The organism is Paenibacillus sp. AD87, from assembly GCF_001659845.1.
Lineage (GTDB): Bacteria > Bacillota > Bacilli > Paenibacillales > Paenibacillaceae > Paenibacillus > Paenibacillus marchantiae.
This window is the reverse complement of record NZ_LXQN01000007.1, coordinates 3,915,502-3,936,554: the sequence shown is the minus strand read 5'-3', so window position 1 is coordinate 3,936,554 and position 21,053 is coordinate 3,915,502. Positions and strand designations below refer to the sequence as shown.

The 21,053-nt window shown below is 43.9% G+C and carries 24 protein-coding genes and 1 pseudogene; 18 read left to right on the top strand and 7 right to left on the bottom strand.

Going from position 1 to position 21,053, the window contains the following annotated elements; translation table 11 throughout:
* The first annotated feature begins 4 nt into the window (after positions 1–4).
* Genes gpAD87_RS17185 through gpAD87_RS17175 form a run of 3 tightly spaced genes read left to right on the top strand, consistent with a single transcriptional unit; the run spans position 5 to position 3,575 of the window.
* Positions 5–487, top strand: a complete 483-nt coding sequence (locus gpAD87_RS17185) for a lasso peptide biosynthesis B2 protein (RefSeq protein ID WP_064639381.1) — start codon at positions 5–7, stop codon at positions 485–487.
* Positions 471–1,667 (top strand): nucleotidyltransferase domain-containing protein, encoded by a 1,197-nt coding sequence (locus tag gpAD87_RS17180; protein ID WP_082935153.1) that lies wholly within the window; start codon positions 471–473, stop codon positions 1,665–1,667. Before gpAD87_RS17185 ends, gpAD87_RS17180 begins: the two co-directional genes overlap by 17 nt.
* Positions 1,668–1,694: 27 nt before the next feature.
* Positions 1,695–3,575, top strand: a complete 1,881-nt coding sequence (locus gpAD87_RS17175; RefSeq protein WP_231952604.1) for an ABC transporter ATP-binding protein — start codon at positions 1,695–1,697, stop codon at positions 3,573–3,575.
* Between the two features lie 109 nt (positions 3,576–3,684).
* Here gpAD87_RS17175 and cysC read toward each other — a convergent pair whose 3' ends face one another.
* Positions 3,685–4,323 carry an adenylyl-sulfate kinase gene (gene cysC / locus gpAD87_RS17170; RefSeq protein WP_064639379.1) on the bottom strand — a complete coding sequence of 213 codons (639 nt, stop codon included), beginning with the start codon at positions 4,321–4,323 and terminating at the stop codon, positions 3,685–3,687.
* 148 nt (positions 4,324–4,471) lie between these two features.
* Here cysC and gpAD87_RS17165 point away from each other — a divergent pair, with 148 nt between their 5' ends.
* Both gpAD87_RS17165 and pdaA read left to right on the top strand, forming a co-directional pair.
* A complete protein-coding gene (locus tag gpAD87_RS17165) occupies positions 4,472–4,870 on the top strand; it encodes a hypothetical protein (protein WP_064639378.1) in 399 nt (132 codons plus the stop codon).
* 156 nt (positions 4,871–5,026) lie between these two features.
* Positions 5,027–5,806, top strand: a complete 780-nt coding sequence (gene pdaA / locus gpAD87_RS17160) for a delta-lactam-biosynthetic de-N-acetylase (protein WP_064639376.1) — start codon at positions 5,027–5,029, stop codon at positions 5,804–5,806.
* 135 nt (positions 5,807–5,941) lie between these two features.
* On the opposite strand, the gene gpAD87_RS17155 is transcribed toward pdaA, so the two are convergent.
* Entirely contained in the window at positions 5,942–6,790 is an 849-nt protein-coding gene (locus gpAD87_RS17155; protein WP_064639374.1) for a DegV family protein, read from the bottom strand.
* A 120-nt stretch (positions 6,791–6,910) separates the two neighbouring features.
* Positions 6,911–7,387, bottom strand: a complete 477-nt coding sequence (locus tag gpAD87_RS17150) for a hypothetical protein (protein WP_082935151.1) — start codon at positions 7,385–7,387, stop codon at positions 6,911–6,913.
* 279 nt (positions 7,388–7,666) lie between these two features.
* Between gpAD87_RS17150 and gpAD87_RS17145 the strand changes: the two genes are divergently transcribed.
* Entirely contained in the window at positions 7,667–8,053 is a 387-nt protein-coding gene (locus gpAD87_RS17145) for a DUF423 domain-containing protein (RefSeq protein ID WP_064639372.1), read from the top strand.
* A gap of 145 nt (positions 8,054–8,198) precedes the next feature.
* Here the strand turns inward: gpAD87_RS17145 and gpAD87_RS17140 are convergent, their stop codons facing one another.
* The gene (locus gpAD87_RS17140; protein ID WP_064639370.1) at positions 8,199–8,777 is read right to left on the bottom strand and encodes a hypothetical protein; all 579 of its coding nucleotides are present in this window, start codon (positions 8,775–8,777) and stop codon (positions 8,199–8,201) included.
* A gap of 230 nt (positions 8,778–9,007) precedes the next feature.
* Here gpAD87_RS17140 and gpAD87_RS32890 point away from each other — a divergent pair.
* Positions 9,008–9,136: pseudogene (locus gpAD87_RS32890) on the top strand (DUF1805 domain-containing protein); the annotation flags it as partial.
* Between the two features lie 422 nt (positions 9,137–9,558).
* A complete protein-coding gene (locus gpAD87_RS32200; protein ID WP_197521430.1) occupies positions 9,559–9,702 on the top strand; it encodes a hypothetical protein in 144 nt (47 codons plus the stop codon).
* A gap of 85 nt (positions 9,703–9,787) precedes the next feature.
* Here the strand turns inward: gpAD87_RS32200 and gpAD87_RS17130 are convergent, their stop codons facing one another.
* On the bottom strand, positions 9,788–10,153 hold the full coding sequence (locus gpAD87_RS17130) for a hypothetical protein (protein ID WP_064639366.1): 366 nt from the start codon (positions 10,151–10,153) through the stop codon (positions 9,788–9,790).
* A gap of 844 nt (positions 10,154–10,997) precedes the next feature.
* On the opposite strand from gpAD87_RS17130, the gene gpAD87_RS17125 reads away from it, so the two are divergent.
* The 4 genes from gpAD87_RS17125 (at position 10,998) to gpAD87_RS17110 (ending at position 13,014) form a co-directional block, all read left to right on the top strand.
* A complete protein-coding gene (locus gpAD87_RS17125; RefSeq protein ID WP_064639364.1) occupies positions 10,998–11,222 on the top strand; it encodes a hypothetical protein in 225 nt (74 codons plus the stop codon).
* Between the two features lie 502 nt (positions 11,223–11,724).
* A complete protein-coding gene (locus gpAD87_RS17120) occupies positions 11,725–12,180 on the top strand; it encodes a hypothetical protein (RefSeq protein ID WP_231952603.1) in 456 nt (151 codons plus the stop codon).
* A gap of 8 nt (positions 12,181–12,188) precedes the next feature.
* Positions 12,189–12,386, top strand: coding sequence for a hypothetical protein (locus gpAD87_RS17115; RefSeq protein WP_064639362.1), 198 nt, complete (start codon positions 12,189–12,191; stop codon positions 12,384–12,386).
* A gap of 325 nt (positions 12,387–12,711) precedes the next feature.
* Positions 12,712–13,014 (top strand): YunC family protein, encoded by a 303-nt coding sequence (locus tag gpAD87_RS17110; protein ID WP_017689545.1) that lies wholly within the window; start codon positions 12,712–12,714, stop codon positions 13,012–13,014.
* Positions 13,015–13,115: 101 nt separating this feature from the next.
* On the opposite strand, the gene mtnA is transcribed toward gpAD87_RS17110, so the two are convergent.
* Both mtnA and mtnK read right to left on the bottom strand, forming a co-directional pair.
* Positions 13,116–14,189, bottom strand: coding sequence for an S-methyl-5-thioribose-1-phosphate isomerase (gene mtnA / locus gpAD87_RS17105; protein WP_064639360.1), 1,074 nt, complete (start codon positions 14,187–14,189; stop codon positions 13,116–13,118).
* Between the two features lie 45 nt (positions 14,190–14,234).
* Positions 14,235–15,452 (bottom strand): S-methyl-5-thioribose kinase, encoded by a 1,218-nt coding sequence (gene mtnK / locus gpAD87_RS17100; protein ID WP_064639358.1) that lies wholly within the window; start codon positions 15,450–15,452, stop codon positions 14,235–14,237.
* A 299-nt stretch (positions 15,453–15,751) separates the two neighbouring features.
* Between mtnK and gpAD87_RS17095 the strand changes: the two genes are divergently transcribed.
* The 6 genes from gpAD87_RS17095 to sufU all read left to right on the top strand — a co-directional run bounded on the left by gpAD87_RS17095 (position 15,752) and on the right by sufU (position 21,033).
* A complete protein-coding gene (locus gpAD87_RS17095; RefSeq protein ID WP_063564284.1) occupies positions 15,752–16,213 on the top strand; it encodes a Dps family protein in 462 nt (153 codons plus the stop codon).
* Between the two features lie 125 nt (positions 16,214–16,338).
* Positions 16,339–16,914, top strand: a complete 576-nt coding sequence (locus gpAD87_RS17090) for a DUF1802 family protein (RefSeq protein WP_064639356.1) — start codon at positions 16,339–16,341, stop codon at positions 16,912–16,914.
* A 372-nt stretch (positions 16,915–17,286) separates the two neighbouring features.
* Positions 17,287–18,066 carry a Fe-S cluster assembly ATPase SufC gene (gene sufC, locus gpAD87_RS17085; RefSeq protein WP_062320002.1) on the top strand — a complete coding sequence of 260 codons (780 nt, stop codon included), beginning with the start codon at positions 17,287–17,289 and terminating at the stop codon, positions 18,064–18,066.
* Positions 18,067–18,090: 24 nt separating this feature from the next.
* Entirely contained in the window at positions 18,091–19,395 is a 1,305-nt protein-coding gene (gene sufD / locus gpAD87_RS17080) for a Fe-S cluster assembly protein SufD (protein ID WP_064639354.1), read from the top strand.
* Entirely contained in the window at positions 19,392–20,612 is a 1,221-nt protein-coding gene (locus tag gpAD87_RS17075) for a cysteine desulfurase (protein WP_064639351.1), read from the top strand. The genes sufD and gpAD87_RS17075 overlap by 4 nt, the downstream gene beginning before the upstream one ends.
* Positions 20,602–21,033, top strand: a complete 432-nt coding sequence (gene sufU, locus gpAD87_RS17070; protein ID WP_063564289.1) for a Fe-S cluster assembly sulfur transfer protein SufU — start codon at positions 20,602–20,604, stop codon at positions 21,031–21,033. Before gpAD87_RS17075 ends, sufU begins: the two co-directional genes overlap by 11 nt.
* The last annotated feature ends 20 nt before the right edge of the window (positions 21,034–21,053 follow it).

Below are 21,053 nucleotides of genomic sequence, written 5' to 3'. Positions count from 1 at the left end.
AGCTATGTTGCGAAAAATAAAAGCATATCGTTCATTGCCGCGTGAAATTCGTGGATTGGTATGGGAAGCCTATGTCCACCTTGGATGGGCACGAATACTAAAGGCGATGCCTTTTGCGAAGATTGCTCCTGGTCTCGGTACACCGATGTACGAAACGCCGATGACGGGACTCAATCGAAGTGATGTGACGACAATACGAAATATTTCTAAAGCTATACTCATTGCCAGCAGGTATACATTATGGGAGAGTCGTTGCCTTGTCATGGCAATCGCAGCGATGAAGATGCTTGAACGCCGTAAAGTGGAGAGTACTCTATATATGGGTACTGCACGGGATAAACAAGGTCAAATGATGGCTCATGCATGGCTGAGAAGTGGGAAACTGATTGTGACCGGAGCAGATACAATGGACCAATATACGGTTGTCGGCGTGTTTGGCAAGCGGTGTCCTGAGAAGGGAGCTGGGGAGATTGTCTACGATACATGAGTGGGAACAATATACAGCGGATTTTCCGCAGGAGCTTAAGCTGATTTTGAGCATGATTAAAGGCGATCTAACAGCAATAACCCCTGAGGACGCCCAAATACGAATGAAGGGGATGGACTGGCAGCTCTTTTTGCAGCTTGCCCATCATCATCGACTGTACTCTGTTCTCTATCTAAAAATAAAAGAGTTGAATTCAGCGATTATTCCCGCTTTTGTAGTGGAGAACCTGAAGCAGCAATACACAACTAATACGTTTCGCATGTTACATCTAACAGCCGAGATGGAGCAGGTATGTGGCGCTTTTCGTGAACGAGGCATTCGGAATATTACGCTCAAAGGGCCCACGTTGGCACATGATTTATACGGAGATATTTCCTTGCGAACCTCTAAAGATCTGGACATTCTTATTCCCTTTGATGATGTGGAGTTCGCGGAAGAGATTCTTGAATCGCTTGGTTATGAATCGAAGGAAGGTAAGAGAACACCAACTGTTGCTAGCTGGAAATGGCGGGAACATCATATCTGTTACAAACACCCGGTCAAAAGAACCCAAGTCGAGATCCATTGGCGGCTTAATCCGGATTCCGGAAGAGAAACCGATTTTGAATTACTGTGGAAACGCAGTCGATTTAGCACCTATACCCAGACGCCTGTCCGTATGCTGGAAAGGGAGGATCTGTGGGCATATTTGGTGACGCACGGCGCAAGACACGGGTGGTTCAGACTGCGTTGGTTACTGGATATCGACCAGATGATTCGCAATATGCCACTGGATGTCAAAAAAGTGGAGCGACGCCTGAAAGCAGAAGGCAGATTATCTATCGGTTCACAAGCTCTTCATCTGGCTTCGGTATTACTGGACACCCCTTTGGACGCCAATTATCATGCTTTGTTGTCTTCTCACGAACGTGCGGGAGAGAAATTAGCCAGACGCGGCGTCGTGTTCATGAATGAGATGATTGAGAGCCCGGCAGATGTAAAGAGTTATCGTTCCTATCTGTTCGCACTGCGAAGCACAAGGCAGAAGCTGTTTTTCTTTATTGAACGTTTGTATCCGAGTACCTGGGATGTAGACCAACTACCGCTTCCGCGTTCACTGCATTTTTTGTATTTTCCGTTACGTCCGTTTCTCTGGTTCTGGCGGCGAATCAAAAGGAACACGATGACGGAGAGGGGATAACGTATGATTTCGGAACTGCAATTTTTTATGCGAAAGCTGCATCGTGTAACGGGCCCAGTCTTATATTGGAATCTGCTGGGCATGATCTGCATTAGTCTGATGGAAGGAATAGGCATATATATGCTCGTTCCGATGTTAAGTCTTATTGGTATTTTTGAAATGGGTTCAACAGGTCTGCACTTACCCTGGATTTCAGAATTTTTAAATCGTTTTCCGGAAAATGGCCGGCTGCTGCTGGTATTGTTGACTTTTGTCCTCATTGTCTCTGGACAGGCGTGGTTGCAACGTCTTCAGACGATTCGCAACACTCGAATTCAGCAGCAATTTGTTCGAACGTTGCGCATGGAAACCTATCGTGCCATCATTATGGCGCAGTGGTCTTTTTTTCTCCAAAAACGAAAATCCGATTTTAATCATATATTAACGACCGAACTTGCCCGTGTCAGTCAGGGAACGAATATTATGCTGCAAATGGCGGCTTCCTTGATCTTCACCGGCATTCAAATCGGCCTGGCCTTCTGGTTGTCTGCCAAGTTAACCGCCCTTGTCCTGGTCTGCGGATTGGTATTGTTTATTGTCTTAAGAAAATTCGTGAAACGGGCAAAACAGATTGGGGATCAAACATCGGAATATTCCCAGAGCTATTATAACGGTATTACAGAGCACTTTAACGGTATCAAGGATATTAAGAGCAATATGCTCGAAAAATCACATATTAGCTGGTTTGAACGTATGTGTGGGCGAATTGAACGTAACGTGATTCAGTTCAGCCAGTTGAACAGCGGCACACAATTGATTCATCGAATATCCGCGGCTGTCATTATTGCTGCTTTTATCTATTTATCCCTGCATGTGCTCGCTGTCCCTCCGGCAAGTTTGTTGCTCATCATTCTGATCTTTTCACGGTTGTGGCCACGTTTCACGTCCATTCAATCCAATCTGGAGTATATGAGTTCGATGCTGCCCGCGTTTCAGATTGTGAGAGAGTTACAGACAGAAACCGAGAAAAGTCGTGAGATTAGCGAAAAAACGGGTAATGCTGGTGAACCATATGATGAGGAGTTAACGGTTCCCGGTCCACGTTCGGTTAGAATGAAGGCTCAGATCAAGCTGAATGAGCAGCAGACAGATAGCGATATGCTGCCCGTTCAGCCCCTGGTGCTTAAGGAGTCCATCGAGTGTCAGCAAGTGAATTATCGCTACGAAGGCAGTGATACCTACTCGTTATTCGAAGCGTATGCATCCATCCCTGCGAAAGGCATGACAGCCATTGTAGGCAAGTCGGGAGCTGGGAAAAGCACGATGATTGATTTGATTATGGGACTCATACGTCCGGAGAGTGGTCAGATTTTGGTGGATGGGGTGCCGTTAACTGAGAATCGATTGTTAGCCTGGAGAAGTTCAATCGGATATGTCTCTCAGGACCCTTTTCTGTTCCATACGAGTATTCGTGAAAATTTGCTCCTAGTTGATCCAAATGCCAGTGAGGAACAGATGTGGCTTGCATTACAGTTCTCTTCGTCTGCAACATTTGTCCGCAAACTTCCGCAAGGACTGGATACCATTATCGGTGATCGAGGCATCCGCTTGTCCGGCGGTGAACGTCAGCGTTTGGTGCTTGCCCGCGCCATGCTTCGGAACCCTTCTGTACTGGTATTGGATGAGGCGACGAGTGCGCTGGATAGTGAGAACGAACAGCATATTCATGAGGCTCTTGAGCGCCTGAAAGGGCATGTGACCGTAATTGTTATCGCCCACCGACTATCCACTATTCGAACAGCAGATCGAGTGATTGTATTGGATGAAGGCCGGGTTATCCAACAAGGGGGTTATCAGCAATTGTCTACTGATCCGGTAGGCACGTTCAGCAAACTGTTAAACATGCAGGCAGGTGTCGTGGGGCAATGAGTCTCTCGGTAAATCCGGAAATGAATAAGGTAAAAAGGCGCGCCATTAGAGGCAGCGCCTTTGATCTATGTGTAGTAGGGAAGTAATTCAATTTGATTGCCATTTGCATTTAGTGAACGATGGCATTTCTAACAGGCTGCGGCAGCTGAAAAGCACCAACACGTTCCAGATGCTGCACAATTTCTTGCACGGCTTCTTCGATGGAAAGCTCTTCGGTATCAATGATGAGTGTAGGATCTTCTGGAATATCATAAGGGGCCGAAATCCCTGTGAAATGTGGAATGGCACCGCTACGGGCCTTTTTGTAAAGTCCCTTCGGATCACGTCGTTCGCACTCTTCTATCGAACAATGAACATAAATTTCAATGAAATCATCAGCTTCAAAGAGCTGTTTAACCATATTCCGGTCTTGTGCATTTGGCGAGATAAAGGCGGAAAGAACAAATAACCCGGCATCTACCATCAGCTTGGATACTTCACCAATCCGGCGCAGGTTTTCTTGCCGATCCTCGGCCGTGAACCCAAGATCCCGATTCAGTCCATGACGTACGTTATCCCCATCAAGTACGTAACAATGAACACCTTTTTCGTACAGGTACTGCTCCAGGGCAAATGCAAGCGAGGATTTTCCTGCGCCGGATAGGCCGGTGAACCATAAGGCACGACTGCGATGACCGTTAAGTTTTTCCCTGTCCTGCCTGTTTAAGCTGGATTGCTGCCAAGTAATGTTACGCTCTTCCTTTGACATGGATATCCGCCTCTTCCTACTTATAATATGTATAATATTTTAACATATTTACAAGATTATAGCACCTTCTGAATTTGGCGGAATTTAGCGTGAATCAACGACAATTCGGGTATAGATGTAGTACATACATAGCAGGAGGAAGACCAACATGAACAATAACATACACAACATACAGGTATATTTCCAGTGCGCGGATTGCGATCAGGATATTCGGGCAATCTTTGCTCAAGAGCAGGTCAGTGCGGTTCGCTGTACAGAGTGTGGTAGAGCATACACATTGATGAAGCCTACCATTGGTGACGAGATTTTACTTGATTGGGAGCAGGAGGCTCTATATCATAAATTGCGCGCAGATCGTTCTGAGCATGATAATCATAATATGTCTGCCCTGATTATTAAAGTCATTGAGCTGCTAACCTGGCGGGATAGTGGTGATGGTCAGACACGTGCAATAGAGATGGTTAGAGAATGGTTGGCTTCCAGTGGAAAACCTCAGACCTTACTTGAATTGTTTCATCATCCGGAGCGAGACAATAAACGGTTTTGAACGAAGAAATGAGAACTGGGCTCCATGGTGTGTAAGTATGTGAAGCGATCTGTAATCGAAATTTACATACATTATCTGTTCCTGTGGCATATTACCTGAAGGTGTTCGTGATAGGAAACGACAAACCGAATTTTTCAGGAACAGGAGCGGATAGCAATGAAGCGAATGGTTCTTTACATGCTGCTGGCTGTATTGACGTTCGGTATATTACCGGCACATACTGAAGCATCGCCAATAAATGGAGCTTATCATTTTGGCTTCAAAAAGAGCCAAAACGGCCAGTTGCCTTCCATTGATCAGGAAGGATTTAAGGAGATATTGCAGCATAACGATGCCATTTTCCTGGGGGATACAAAACAGAAAGAGCTGTATCTTACGTTTGATAACGGTTATGAGAATGGGTTTACGCCAGCTATATTGGATGTTCTGCGCGATAAGAAAGTGCCAGCTGCTTTTTTTGTCACCGGACATTATCTAAAAGACCAGCCTGAATTGGTGAAGCGAATGTCGGCAGAAGGCCATATAGTGGGTAACCACTCCTGGAGCCATCCCGATATGACCCGAGTTTCCAATGAAAAAATAAGAACAGAGCTTGATCAGGTACGATCTGAGATCAATCGGTTAACTGGACAGCAAGCGACCTTCTTGCGGCCACCACGTGGCATTTTTAACAACCGGACGCTTGCAGAGAGCCACGCCCAAGGTTACGTTAATGTGTTTTGGTCCGTTGCCTATAAAGATTGGGATACCAAAGTGCAACGTGGGACAGAGTATGCACGTCAGCAAGTCCTGAAACAGCTTCATCCGGGAGCAGTCATTCTGCTTCACTCTGTGTCTAAGGATAACACGGAAGCGCTAGCTTCCATTATTGATGAGGCACGTAAGCAAGGATATGCATTCAAAAGTTTGAATGATCTGAAAACAAAAAGTTATTAATGTTACATGTTTACAATAGAAAAAGGGCATCCTGAGCTAATGTAGCTTGGGATGCCCTTTCTGGCTTGGTCTTTAATGGTTTCAGCAGACATGATTCTAATCATTAAGGAAACATGCTGTGTGATGAGAGGCCTTTTATAAAACCGTGTTGTAAATGATACCGATCGTTTTGGGACCACAATGACTACATATAACGCAACCAGCCGTAGTTAATTCCACTCGTGCTCCAGTCTGCTCCTGCAGAGACTTTTGCAAATCAAGCGCGTCTTCCTCGGCCATGGTATGCACGACGATAACGAGATCACGATCGATCTGTTCCTTATGGTTAAGTGTGTTTTGCAGCATTTGTTCCAGTGCCTTTTCCCGTTTGCCACGGACTTTGTAGGCAGGAGACATCTTGCCATCGGCTACCCGAATGACGGGGCGAATTTTCAGCAGACTGCCAATCAGGTTTTGCATGCCAGAGCAGCGTCCACCTTTATACAGATACTCCAACGTATCGATAACAAACTCAGTTCGCACATTTGGCTTGATGGCTTCAACGAGATGTGTAATCTCCGTCAGGCTTTGCCCTTTTTCTGCTGCATGAACTGCCTTCATGACCATCAGGGCAATCCCGGAAGAAAGATTCAGAGAATCCACGACAGAGATGCGACCTTCCGGGAACTCGGAACTGGCCAATCTTGCATTTTGATAAGTTGACGAAAGTTCAGAGGATAAGCTGATATATAAGATATCATACCCTTGTTCTATGTAAGGTTGAAATGCCGTCATGAAATCAGCAGGTGAAGGTGCTGCCGTTTTGGGCAGACGCCCATCCCTGCTTACACGTTCATAGAGCTGCTCCGGCTTAATTTCAGCACCGTCTTTCAGTGATTCCTCACCGAACACGACATATAAAGGGATGATACCGATATCGTGCTGCTGGATCCATGCTGGGGCCAGATCACTTGTGCTGTCCGTGAAAATTTTGATTCGTGACATGTCAATCTCCTTTGGATACGAAAATTTGGCAATAGAATGGATCAAATGAATCATGTTGAGATGAATCAGTGTTATTTCATTATCATTTTTGAAGAATGAATGTAAAGCGGATATACGCTTTTACATCATATAGATACCTGCAATAATAAGCCCTGCAAACGCCAGGATCATGGCTCCACTGAGAATGGTTCCAATAATAGCAAAGACTTTTTTTCGATTTTTGAGAATAAGCCCAATCACACCGAGAATGATTCCGGCCAGATTAAGAATCAGACAAACAAGAACAGCCAGAGAAGCCAGAACAACTGCTGGATGTAATGCAATCTCCTCCACTTGGATCGGTGTGGTTACAACGCCAATTGAACTGTTTATAGCCATTGTGGCAATAAAGAAAGTCAACATGTAACCAATGATCGAGACCAATCCAATCACAAAACTTGCAATACCAGGCCCGGAATGTTTCAATCGACCCATGGATGGATCTTCCAAGGCGGAAGGGGAAGGTGTAAACAGGTTGTCATGATTGGGATCTGAATAATCCGTGCCGGAACCGGATTGAAATGGATTATTGTTATTCTGGTTATTTTGATTATCCATAAATGGTTTATCCCTTCCTTAATCGTGGTCATGAGTGTAATTAACCTAATCCGGGTAATATGATTCTCATCAAGAGAATGAAGGCATTCCTTTTTACTTTTCCATAAAAATCGATAAAAATCAAGGTTTAACGCCAGTTTTCGTCGATTTTGAAGCAAAAGCGCAACAAAGTATATATAACCAGACATATAAATGCCTTCCGCATCGGAGTTGGCTGGTAAACACTGCAAGGATTCGCTAAAATAATAGTTGAGAGATGAATTAAGGGAGAGAAGGCAAATGCAACGGAAATGGATGATGCTTGGTGCTGTACTGACAATGCTTTCGGTAGCTATTGGTGCGTTTGGTGCACATATGCTCAAGGAAAAAATTGGTGCAGACGCCATAGCCGTGTTTGAAACCGGAGTGCAGTACCACATGATACATGCAATCGCACTGCTGATTATTGGTCTTACAGCGGGTCAACTTGGACCGTCCACCAAGCTCAAGTGGGCAGCACGCCTGCTGTTTATCGGAATTATCATATTCTCGGGTAGTCTGTATGTACTGAGTATTTCAGGTATTAAAATATTGGGAGCCATCACCCCAATTGGCGGGGTAGCCTTTATTGTCGGATGGTTGTTATTAGCAATAGACGTGTGGCAGCGGGGAAAAGATCGCTCATGATGATTTACAATGGATGGGCATAGTTATGGACAACTTACGATGTACCAGTTCATTGTTACATGAATGAATACCTAAAAAAGCAACTTGCCTGGGAAATGTTATGGAATTCCCCCGTAAGTTGCTTTTTGTTTGAATGCTCATTGAGTTAGAGAAACTCATCAATTTCATTGGTTCGGAACGTATACACTTGTTTTTCATCCACATGGTAGACGCTTACAATGCTGGTATCCCGATCAAAATTCAAGATTCGGCATGGAATGCTCTGATGCCGGCCGTTCTTGTTGTTCACAACGATCCGAGTAAGACGGTTTTCTTTGATAAGGGTATCAATCCATACATCGAATGAATTTCCGTTGGTAGTGTTGGGTGCTTCGGTTGAAGGAGCTTTCTGGGAAGCAGGTGTTTCGATTTCACTTTGTGGTTTGACTGGAACGGTTGAAGCCGTCGCTTGATTTGGTGAAGTGTTCTTCTGTCTTGCATTGGATTGTGATTTTTTTCTTTCTTTATGAAGAAAGGCGAATGAGTCTTTTTTGGACTGCAGTGTCACTTCAATAATTTTGCCAAGCTCTATGCCGGATTGAATCCGGAAGTCTGCAATTTGTTCCTCTTTGTTTATGAACTCCAACAGGGACTGCAGTGCCAATGCATTCGAGCGGCTCTTAATAAGAATATCGACATTGAATAAAAAGCCGATTTCTTCTTCGTTGGATAAGGTTTCTTTCATTGATCCCAGCCCCGTTAAAAGATATGTCAGCAAAAACATGCTTCAATACACTATATCATTAAAAAGGCAATAATCATAGTACTGGAGACATAGAAAATGAGCAACCACTTAGGCAAATTCAAGTAAAACCATATGCATTTCGAATCCTTTTCCGCAGGTGTCCACACGGCTATCCAGAATGAGGCATACAATTATCGTGACCTGTGGAAGAGGAGGTGTATCGGGAAATTATGGTGACGATGGAGCCGATTGTGGTTGGAGAACATGTTCTGGTCGGGGTAGAAGTGAAGTTGCCCAAAACGACATTACTGACGATTAATACATCCAAAGGATATATTATGTACGGAGCAACTACCGTATCTCATTTTGGAATAGAGTCGCAAAGTGCTGGTACACGTCATGGACCCATATGGGACAAGCTTTCATTAGTTTTCAAAAGTGTTTGAAAGGAGTTGGGAAACGCTAAAAAAATCAATTGTGATTCGATTTTGTGACGTTTGAGAAATGGTGCAAGCTGTTGACTGCTGTGGATTTGTAAGGCGAATGAATATTTTTCTGTGACGGTTATTATGCGTATTTTATGATTGCTACTAATCAACTCTTTTGACATATTGTCAGAACCCTCACTTGCATATACAGCCACAATCACAAAAAAGAGCCCGAATAACTTTCAAAAGAGTAGGGGATTTTTAGGCTAAACGATTTAGTACTGAAATAGTTTAGGTATTAGGTCGTTAACGTAATGGAGAAAAGCCTCCAATCTTATGCTTAACAGTGGAGGATGATGGCTACTAAATTCAGAATAAATCCCCATAATTTTTCCCTCCAATGTGCAGTGCCGATTGGTTCATATAACGGAATGGTTACTGTTTGGGAAGACGCAACAGATGAAGAGATTGAAAAAGCAATTCATGAAGATTGTTAATATTACACGGTTTACGATGAAAGTTGAATTTTACTCATATAAAAAAGGCTGAATTATTCAGCCCTTTAAATTCGGAATATAGCAATTAGTCTCTAACGTACCCTACTCCCAATTCGGTGTCAGGTAAAGCAATAAGAGTAATTGAATATCTACTTCCGTTTTTCATCCAGTAATCGACATAGTGTGAATCTTTGGCTTTCGTAAAAAGAGTAAAATCATGTACGTTATTCCAAACTCCGTTGCCATTGTCTTCACTTAATATTATTCTAACCTGTCCTTTTGTAACTTCAAGACCATATCTACCATATTGTCCTTTTCCGGTAACGGGGGCCGCAGTATCATATAAAGTACTTGGAGACACGTAGGCAAAATTTGTCGCTGCGAATGCCGATGAGACACCTATCAAACTTAAAATCATAACTAGACCAAGCATAAATATTTTCTTTCTCATGTAAACCTCTCCTTTTTAATGAAATATATTACATATAGAAGATACAACAATAGCTAAAATATTACAATATTGAAAATTTTAATTAAAAAATAATGGTATTTTACAGCAGTAACTTTATAGAGTAGAATGTGCGTGAAAGTCTGATGACTGAAGCATCTGTAGTAAAAAAAATGAAGTAAACATTAGCTTTGATTTCTGGGACAAAAAAGACGGTGTTGTACTAGACATATTACATACAGAAAGTAAATCTGAACCTAAAATTAAAGGAACTGTAAAAGGACTTGTAAATGGAGTCAAGATTAAAGGTCAAATTGATTATATAAAGAAGAAAGAAAACAAGACTAAGACAGCAATAGTTTTATTCATAATATTTCCTGTTCTTATGTCTTTACTTTTTTTTGTGTTTATTTATAACTTTTGGTTTACTTTTTGAAGTTGGAAAGCAATTATCGTTGTTGCAGTTAATCCTTGCTATTTTTATTGGTTCATATATGTTCTTTTGGTATATTGATATATTCAGGTATATTAAGAAAGAAATTTCCTCGTACAATTAAATTTAAGCATCCAGAGTAAGCATCAAGCATCCTTCGGGGTGCTTTTTCTTTTTAATCCAATATGAATGTCCAACACTGACATATCAAGAATTGATTGAGTAATAGACAAACTGACCACCCACTGAACACCATTCAGAAAACATAGGTAGACTTACACTTGTTGTATAATTGTGGTAGCAAAGTAAGTGTGTAAGAAAGATAAGTGTAGTATGTACAGATACATCAATTTTAGGATTTAGCGAAGTTATTCTTAGTGAAATAATACTTTTACATAGAAGGGGAAGAGGACTATGGATTCCGCTTGGATAGCAGTTTTTGGTACACTTGGTGGCTCTGCGTTAGCTACTTTGGGAACAGTGGTATCCACAAAGCTTAAGGAGCGTAGCGACAATAAGATAAGGATTTGGAATCTTGAAGACATAGAAATGAAAAGACTCCAGGTCAGAAGGAGGAGGAATTTAGAGTATATAATGAAGTCCTTAAAGCTGATGGTGAACACATCATTACTTCAATAAATGATCATGGTTTAGGAGAATTAAATGGCGAAAACTATAAACAACATGTAAGGCCAATTTTATATAGAAACCTTCATATATTACCTTCAAATTTGAGGAATAAAACTAGACTCGCTTTTGGTCACGGAGGAGTTTTATAACTACAACAGTTTGCAAGAATGGCAAGGATGAACAATATGGAGCATATCAAAATATTATTAGCACTATAGAATCAAGGTATAGTGAGTCAACTAATACAAAGAGTGAATAAATGAATTACATAATACAATTCTTTTACTGGATCTGCTATATGTGATTTCTGAAGAAGATCATTCAGAGGCGAAATGAAGAAAGCAAAATTAACGATAAATGATTCTGTAAGAAAGAGGATATTAAATTCAGGAGTTATTACGAACTAGCTGTTGAGAGAATTAAGAATATTGACGCAAATCAATACATTGGAATATCCAACAAAAGATACGAAGAGGTAAGGTTTAGAGGTGAATATGAAGTAGATGCTAGGTTGATTGCTGAGTATTACCGAAGAGTTGGTGTTTATTTACAGTTCATCTCCAAAGAAGTCACAAGTATCTATTTGGGAATGGATTTGTTATTGGGCTATAAAATGGCCGATAATGAATGGGACGAGCTATTGGTAACAGCTCCGAACTACAAAAAAGTCGATTTTCATCTTATGAAATTATTAAGCATGCACTATCTACGATGGTGTAATCTGCTTGATAGTGGCAACAATATTGTACTTCAGTTTCGAGACATATATGAACCCATGATAAAATTGTTCGAAAGAGGTGGTGGGCAGATTAGTACGCATCATCATGAGTTGGTTGGTGGATTTGGAGCTTTTTCTCGTTCAATTGACGCAAGAAGAGGAGACATGAAACCTTTTGATATAAGTGATAAAGCTCTTAAGATTATAATTAAAGAGGTAGAATTCGCAGAAGCCTATCTGGTGGAGTAGGGGCTTAGGTGTTAAACAATAAAATTTCTGAGTACTTAAATATTAGAAAAGAAATTAAGAATGAGTTGGATGCATATGGCGTCCCTAATAATGATAATGTTGTAGGACGAATTGGTGAGTATTACGCTGCTGAATACTTTAAAAATGCAGGTTCATGTGTGACTTTCTCTCAAACATCCAATCAAGCAGGATATGATTTAAAATAAACGATATTAGATACTCTGTAAAAACTATCACCAAGGAAAACAAGAGAGGCAGTACCAGCCCAATAAAGTTAGATGACTCCTGGGACTTAAAGGTGTGCCCTTTCTACTAACATAACAAAAATGCCCTCCGGTTTTCAGTGTTTGAGTTCATGTACAAATTCTCTTTTTATTGCGTTTTTCATTTAACACTCATTTAAAAGCAATGCATTCATTTCATCCGTAAATAACTTACATTTTCTCAAAACACGGCAGGTGTCCACACGGCTATCCAGAATGAGGCATACAATTATCGTGACCTATGGAAGAGGAGGTGTATCGGGAAATTATGGTGACGATGGAGCCGATTGTGGTTGGAGAACATGTTCTGGTCGGAGTAGAGGTAAAGCTGCCAAAAACGACATTACTGACGATTAATACATCCAAAGGATATATCATGTGCGGAGCACTCGATGTGGGATTACTTAATGAGAAGCTTGGGGATCGCAAGATTATTGCAGCTCGCGCGGTTGGCGTGCGCACATTGGAACAGCTGCTGCATGCACCTATGGAGTCGGTGACAACGGAAGCCGAAGCCATGGGCATAACGGTTGGCATGACAGGTGTAGAAGCATTACTCAAGATGATCTAATCTCTGAATATTAGGCGATTAAAGAGAGGGCCCCCTACTGGGAAGCCCTCTTTAATTTACATACCCGTCCTATATCAAGCGTTAAAACTTGCTTCCACTAATTAAGCTTCATCCTTAGCGAACAAGGCAGCCAGATTCTCTTTGAAAGGAGCGCGAACAACGCCTTTTTCCGTAATAATGGCCGTTACATATTCGTTAGGAGTGACGTCAAACGCTGGGTTGAATACTTTTACACCTTGCGGTGCTGTACGTTTGCCAAAACCTTCGGTTACTTCCTCAGCAGCACGTTCCTCAATCGGAATGAGATCGCCGGATGGAGTAGACAGGTCAATAGTGGACAGCGGGCTGGCTACATAGAATGGAATATTGTGCGCTTTGGCAAGGACCGCTACGCTGTAAGTTCCGATTTTATTAGCTACATCCCCATTGGCAGCAACGCGGTCTGTACCCACGATAACTGCCTGAATCCAGCCTTTGGACATCACCATCCCAGCCATGTTGTCGCAGATCAGAGTAACGTCAATACCGGCTTGCTGGAGCTCGAAGGCCGTGAGGCGTGCACCCTGAAGGACAGGGCGGGTTTCGTCTGCGAATACTTTTAGGTTAATGCCGCGCTCGTGAGCGAGGTACATCGGTGCAGTCGCCGTTCCGTATTTTGCAGTCGCAAGTCCGCCTGCATTACAGTGTGTAAGTACACCCATACCGTCTGCGAACAAAGGAAGAGCGTTTTCACCGATAAGGCGGCACACTTCTTCGTCTTCTTTTTGAATCAAAAGTGCTTCCGATTCAAGAGCAGCATTGCTATCTTCGATGCTTGCACCGGATTCAGCAAGGTCACTGGCTTTTTGCATCATACGATCCAGCGCCCAGAACAGGTTAACAGCGGTGGGACGGGAAGTGGCAAGATGAGCACAGATGGATTTTACATGATCCAGCCAGCCTTGTACGGAAAGTCCATCATATGTCTTGGCACCGAGCACGACACCAAATGCAGCAGCGATTCCAATCGCGGGAGCACCGCGTACTTTCATCGAGTGGATGGATTCCCATACTTCCTCGGGCGTGTACAGTTTCAGCATCAGAATTGTTTCAGGCAGCAGACGCTGGTCAAGCATTTCAAGCTTGTCCTGTTTCCATATAAGGGAGGACAGAGGCTGATGTTCAGGGGTTGTCATGGATGTTCCTCCGTTCCTTGAGTTAAGTCATATGCATTCTTTGAGTTAAGCTTTAATAGAAGTAACCGCAGTAGCTACTGTATCTAGAAGTTCACCAATGGTATTCAGACTGCGATTACGCTTGATGAGTGCTTTACCGATTGCCAGCGCTTTGCGCTGAGCACGTTCACGTTGTGTTGCATCTTCAATCGTATCGATATCTGCGACATGCGCAAGTCCGACAATACGGCGGATCATTTTCGCGCCGGCAAAGCCAGCAGAATCTCTGAATAATTGTTGTACATAAAGATCTTCGTATCCAGGCGTTTTGGCCATAGGATCGACCAGGTCGGAAGTCCACAAACCACGGAAGCGGGATTCGAATTCAGTCCATACGTCACGAACCATATCCAGCAAAATCGTTTCACGCTCATGAAGAGCTGTCTGATCCTGAATTCGACCTGGCAGCGAGGCGTAGTGGAGAAGCAGATTGGCAAGCACGGCTCCTACATCAAATCCCATTGGACCGAAATAGGCAAATTCGGGATCAATGACTTTGGTGGATTCAGGTGTGACAAAAATACTGCCTGTATGCAAATCACCATGAAGTAGAGCCTGACCATGGGTGAGAAATTTCTCGCGCAGCAAGGCTACTTCAAGATGAAGTTCTCCATCTGTACGAAGTGCTTCCGCTTCATCTTCAATGGAAGCCTCATAATTATTTTTCTCCGCAATGCGATACGGTTCATCAAAGATCAGATCTTCGGTTATTTTACATTGATCCGGATTGACGAATCTGCCCTGTTTCTCTTTCTTCAATTGCTGGTTCATGCCAAGATCTGACGTGAAAAACAATGTTCTTGCCATGAACTCCCCAATATGTTGTGCAAAAAGAGGATATGTTCCGCCATCGATGAGGCCTTTACGCATAATCACATGATCGCTCAAATCTTCCATCACGGTTAAGGCGAGATCATCATCATAATGGTACACTTCGGGCACCATTCCCGGACATAGACGATACTCTTCCTGTAGAATTTCCCGTTCAATTCTGGCACGTACCAGAGACAATGGCCATGATTCTCCGACCACTTTCGCATAAGGAAGAGCTTGTTTGATAATGATACTTTTATCGGAGTTCTGATCCGTGATATGGAAGACCAAATTCAGATTGCCGTCACCGATCTCACGACATTCCAGATTCGCATCTGCCGCAAACGGACCCGGTAAAGTTTTGGCCAGTTCGATTGCATCCTGGGGTGTAAAAGGGTGATATTGGGACAAGAATGCCACCTCCATATATATGAAGAAACAGGAAAACCCACTTCTTTGCTTGGTATATGTCAGTATATCGGAAATAACTGTGATTTTGTACCCTTTTTTTGAGACAGCCTATACCGGACTTGTTTCGAACTTCCGGTGTACGGGTAAAAACAAATAGGCCGGACGGTTGACAGAAATACCGCCGACAAGGCTCCCCACCACTGGGTGGTGCCGAAATGTTAAATCTCTGTCATTTACAACAGGGTACCCTGCTTATAGTGAATGCCAGACTAATTTTATAATAAAAGGATGGGATTAAGATGGCTACAAAAAACAAAACAGATCAAGCAAAATCGGTGGAACAAGTACTTAATCGTCAGGTGGCAAACCTGAACGTCCTGTATGTTAAAATCCATAACTATCACTGGTATGTAAAAGGACCTAACTTTTTCACACTGCACGTAAAATTCGAAGAATTCTACAATGAAGTGACTGTACAAATGGATGAAATTGCTGAACGTATTCTTACCCTCAAAGGTAGCCCAGCGGCTACGATGAAAGAATATCTGGAGATTTCCTCTATTCAGGAAGCAGCTGGTGGCGAAGATGCCAACACAATGGTACAGAATCTGATCGAAGATTTTGCTACATTGTCGAACGAGTACCAGGAAGGTATTGAAGTGGCAGACGCTGCAGAAGACCAACCAACATCTGATATGCTGACAGGCTTCAAGGCTGATCTGGAGAAACATATGTGGATGCTGCGCTCTTTCTTGGGCTAATTCCATCCTCTTACCGAGTTTGTTGGCTTATAAACCATACAGTTACTCCCACCTACCTTTCACGTTGTCAGGATGACGCCGAGCGTCTATACTGCTGACAAGACTGACTTCGGGAGGAGAACTTTATGATAGGTACAACGATACCAGCGTTAAAAGAATGGGCCTCCGCAATCAAAGCACTGGAAACGGGTCGCCAGATTATGGTGATGCGTAAAGGCGGGATTGTGGAGGAAACCCGACGTTTTGAGTTGAAAAGTCCAGCGTTCTATCTGTATCCGACTTATGAACATCAGCGTAAAGAACTGATAAAGTCCTCTGATCATTTCTATGTTGAGGAATCACTGGCTGAATGGGTGCCTGAAGCTTCGACGATCCGTCTCACAGCATATGCTGAAGTGACACAGGATTTGGAGATTAGAGATCAGGAGATGCTGGATCGACTTCTTGACTTTCATATGTGGACAGCGGATTTTGCCGAAGACCGCCTAAAGTGGAAACGCAAAGATCCACTCCACGTATTGATACTCCGAGTGTACCGTTTGAAGGAACCGATGGAGATTCCCGTATTACCTGAATACAACGGATGCCGTTCATGGATTTCCATTCCGAATGGTCCGGTGCCGCGCGAAATGACGCCGGTGGTGGACGTTGCGGATTTTGACGAACAGGTACAGAAGATTAACGAGACGCTCAAAATGTAATGTTATTTATCGGAAGGACTTGTCCATGATATGGATAGGTCCTTTTTCGGTTGAGAGGGATCAGATTTGATAAAAGGTTGAATCCTTGTGATTTTTCTCACTGTCTATTTATGACGAAGAAGTTTTGTCATTTGATTCAATCTGGCTTTTATTATAGAATCAGATAGAATAATGTTTCCTGCAAGGGACAAGAGTTCTTAGGAAATGACTTGATAATCATTGAGAATCAGTTTAGAATTATTCTAAAGTGATTCTTGCTTTGGAGATTGGAGTACAGGAGAAATTCAGGGGAAGCCCTGTTCAGATATTAATAGGTGCTTTTTCGTTTTCGACAGTAAACATCAATTTAATCAATGGAGGGAAACAATACACATGGCTACGAATTTCGTCATTGAAGGTCTGAAAGCGACGATCGAAGGTAAGGAAATCCTGAAAGGCATCAACTTGGAAATGAAAGGTGGAGAAATCCACGCAATCATGGGTCCGAACGGAACAGGTAAATCAACACTGGCTTCTGCACTTATGGGGCACCCTAAATATGAAGTAACAGACGGTACGATTACACTTGATGGTGAAGATGTACTGGATATGGCTGTAGACGAGCGCGCTCGTGCAGGTCTGTTCCTGGCTATGCAATACCCGAGTGAAATTGCTGGCGTAACGAATTCTGACTTCCTGCGTAGCGCAATCAACGCACGTCGTGGTGAAGGTAACGAGATCTCCCTGATCAAGTTCATTCGCCAAATGGAAGGTAAAATGAAAGAACTCGACATGAACCCTGAGTTTGCTCACCGTTACCTGAATGAAGGTTTCTCTGGCGGTGAGAAAAAACGGAACGAGATTCTGCAAATGATGCTGCTTGATCCAAAAATCGTAGTACTCGATGAAATCGACTCCGGTCTGGATATCGATGCTCTGAAAATCGTGGCAAACGGTGTAAACGCAATGAAGAGCGAAGATCGCGGCTTCCTGATCATCACTCACTACCAACGCCTGTTGAACTACATTACTCCTGACTATGTACACGTAATGATGCAAGGTCGTATCGTGAAGTCTGGCGGACCTGAACTGGCTCACCGTCTGGAAGCTGAAGGATATGACTGGGTTAAGGAAGAGCTGGGAATCACAGACGAAACTGTAGGTCAAGCGTAAAGACAAAACGGAGGAGGATAATCAATGACTACACAAACAATTCTTCCGGTTGAATCTGAAGCGCTTCGCGCCTTGTCGGAAAGCAACAATGAACCCGGCTGGTTGACCGAGCAGCGTCTCGAAGCCCTTAAGCTAGCAAGTGGGCTTGCGCTTCCTAAACTGGAAAAACAAAAAATCGAACGCTGGAATGTCAGCGATTACGGCACGTATAAAGCTAGTGAAGCGATTGCTTCCCTTGAGGAAGTACCAGCTTCCATTAAAGATCTGGTTAAGGACCAAGCGGAAGGCAGTCTGGTTATCCAGCGTAATTCCGGCACGGTATATTCCAAGTTGTCTGCTGATCTTGCAGCAAAAGGAGTTATCTTCACAGATCTGGCTACAGCGGTTCGCGAACACAGCGATCTGGTAAAACCATATCTGAATACGGCTGTGAAAGCAGATGAGCATTCCCTTGCTGCACTGCATGCAGCACTTTGGAACGGTGGGGTATTCCTCTATGTTCCGAAAAACGTAGAGATCGAAGTTCCGCTGCAAGCGGTACTGCTCACAGATGATGCTTCTGCAACGTTTGCACCGCACGTACTTGTAGTTGCTGAGTCCAACAGCTCCGTTACTTATGTGGATAACTATGTATCTGGCGAACTGTCTTCACCTGTATTCCATAACGGTGTTGTGGAAGTATTCGTGAAAGCTGGTGCCAAAGTCCGTTTCGCATCAGTTCACCAACTGAGCACAAGTGTTACTGACGTATCTTTCCGCCGTGCAGTGGTGGAGAACGACGGTTCGATTGAATGGATCGTTGGTGAGATGAACAATGGTGATACTGCAAGCAACACGATGACGGTTCTTAAAGGGAACGGCTCAAGCTCCGATTCCAAAGTTATCGCAGTAGGTTCCGGTTCCCAAAAACTGAACTACACAACAGAAGCTCGTCACTTTGGCAAAAACACGCCAAGTCAGATGATTACACGTGCAGTTATGCGTGAAGAGGCTTCTGCAATCATTAACGGAATCACGAAGATTGAGAAAGGTGCTACCAAAGCGGACGGACAGCAAACAGAGAAAGTACTGATGCTGAGCCCGAAAGCACGTGGAGACGCCAACCCAATTCTTCTCATTGATGAGGATGATGTAACAGCAGGTCACGCGGCTTCTGTAGGTCAAGTCAATGTGGAGCAAATTCATTACTTGATGTCGCGTGGGATTAACCGTACGGATGCGGAACGCCTGATCATTTACGGCTTCCTAGCTCCGGTGGTGGCGGATATTCCTCTGGAAGCACTGCGTACCCAATTGCAGTCTCTCATCGAACGGAAACTGGGACAATGAACCCGGCTATCCGCGAGCAGTTCCCGATCCTCCACCAGGAAATCAACGGACACCCGCTCGTATACCTAGATAACGCAGCGACTTCCCAGAAGCCGCTGGCTGTAATCGAAGCGATTAAACATTATTATGAATATGAGAACTCCAATGTGCATCGTGGTGTTCATACGCTTGGAAGCCGTGCAACGGATGCTTATGAAGGCGCACGTGAGAAGGTTGCCAAGTTTATCAACGCACGGCGCACACAGGAGATTATTTTCACCCGTGGGACAACGACCGCTTTGAATTTGGTGGCTTCGTCCTACGGACGCTCAGTCTGCAAAGAAGGCGATGAGATTGTTATTACGCAGATGGAACACCATAGCAATCTGATTCCATGGCAGCAGGTAGCCAAGGAAACGGGAGCGACATTGAAATACATTCCGCTTCAGCCGGATGGCAACATTGATTTGGCTGATGTGGAGCAGACGATTACGAACAATACCAAAATTGTAGCAATCGCGTATGTATCCAATGTTATGGGTGTTGTTCATCCGGTAAAACAAATCGCTGAAATTGCACACCGCAAAGGTGCTGTCATCGTTGTGGATGGCGCACAGAGCACACCGCACATGAAGGTGGATGTGCAGGATATGGACTGTGATTTCTACGCATTATCCGGCCATAAAATGTGCGGACCAACCGGGATCGGTGCACTTTACGGCAAAAAGGCGCTGCTGGAGTCCATGGAGCCGGTTGAGTTCGGCGGTGAAATGATTGATGATGTGGGTCTCTATGAATCCAATTGGAAAGAGCTTCCTTGGAAATTCGAAGGTGGAACACCGATTATCGCAGGTGCGGTTGGATTGGGCGCTGCTATCGATTTCCTAGAGCAGATTGGCATGGATGAGATTGCTCATCATGAAAGTGTGCTGGCAGCTTATGCAACGGAACGTATGGCCGAGATTGACGGACTGACCATTTATGGACCAGCCAAGCGTCATGTCGGAGTGGTTACATTTAACCTCGGTGATGTACACCCGCATGATGTGGCAACTGTGCTGGATGCGAGTGGCGTAGCCATTCGTGCCGGACACCACTGCTGCCAACCGCTGATGCGCTGGCTGGAAGTCAGTTCAACAGCTCGTGCCAGTTTCTATCTATACAATAACGAACAAGATGTGGACCGGCTTGTCAGCGCCTTAATCCAGACAAAGGAGTATTTTGGCGATGCAACTTGATGATCTGTACCGGCGTGTCATAATGGACCACTACAAAAACCCGCGGAACCGCGGAACGTTTGATAATGAAGCTGTCACGGTGAATTTGAACAATCCAACGTGCGGCGACCGGATTTCACTGCAACTTTTGCTGAAAGACGGAATCGTTCAGGAAGCCAAGTATACGGGGGAAGGTTGTTCCATCAGCATGTCCTCAGCATCAATGATGACCGAGGCAGTCAAAGGCAAAACGATGGATCAGGCACTCGACATGGCTAACCGTTTCTCCTCACTGATGAAAGGGGAAGAAGTCGATTTCGACGATTATGAAGATCTTGAAGCCCTATCCGGTGTGAACAAGTTCCCTGCACGCATCAAATGTGCCACATTGGCCTGGAATGCACTACGCAAAGGAATTGACGAAGAGGACAATGTACAATAACGATAGGGAGGTAGAGCAAG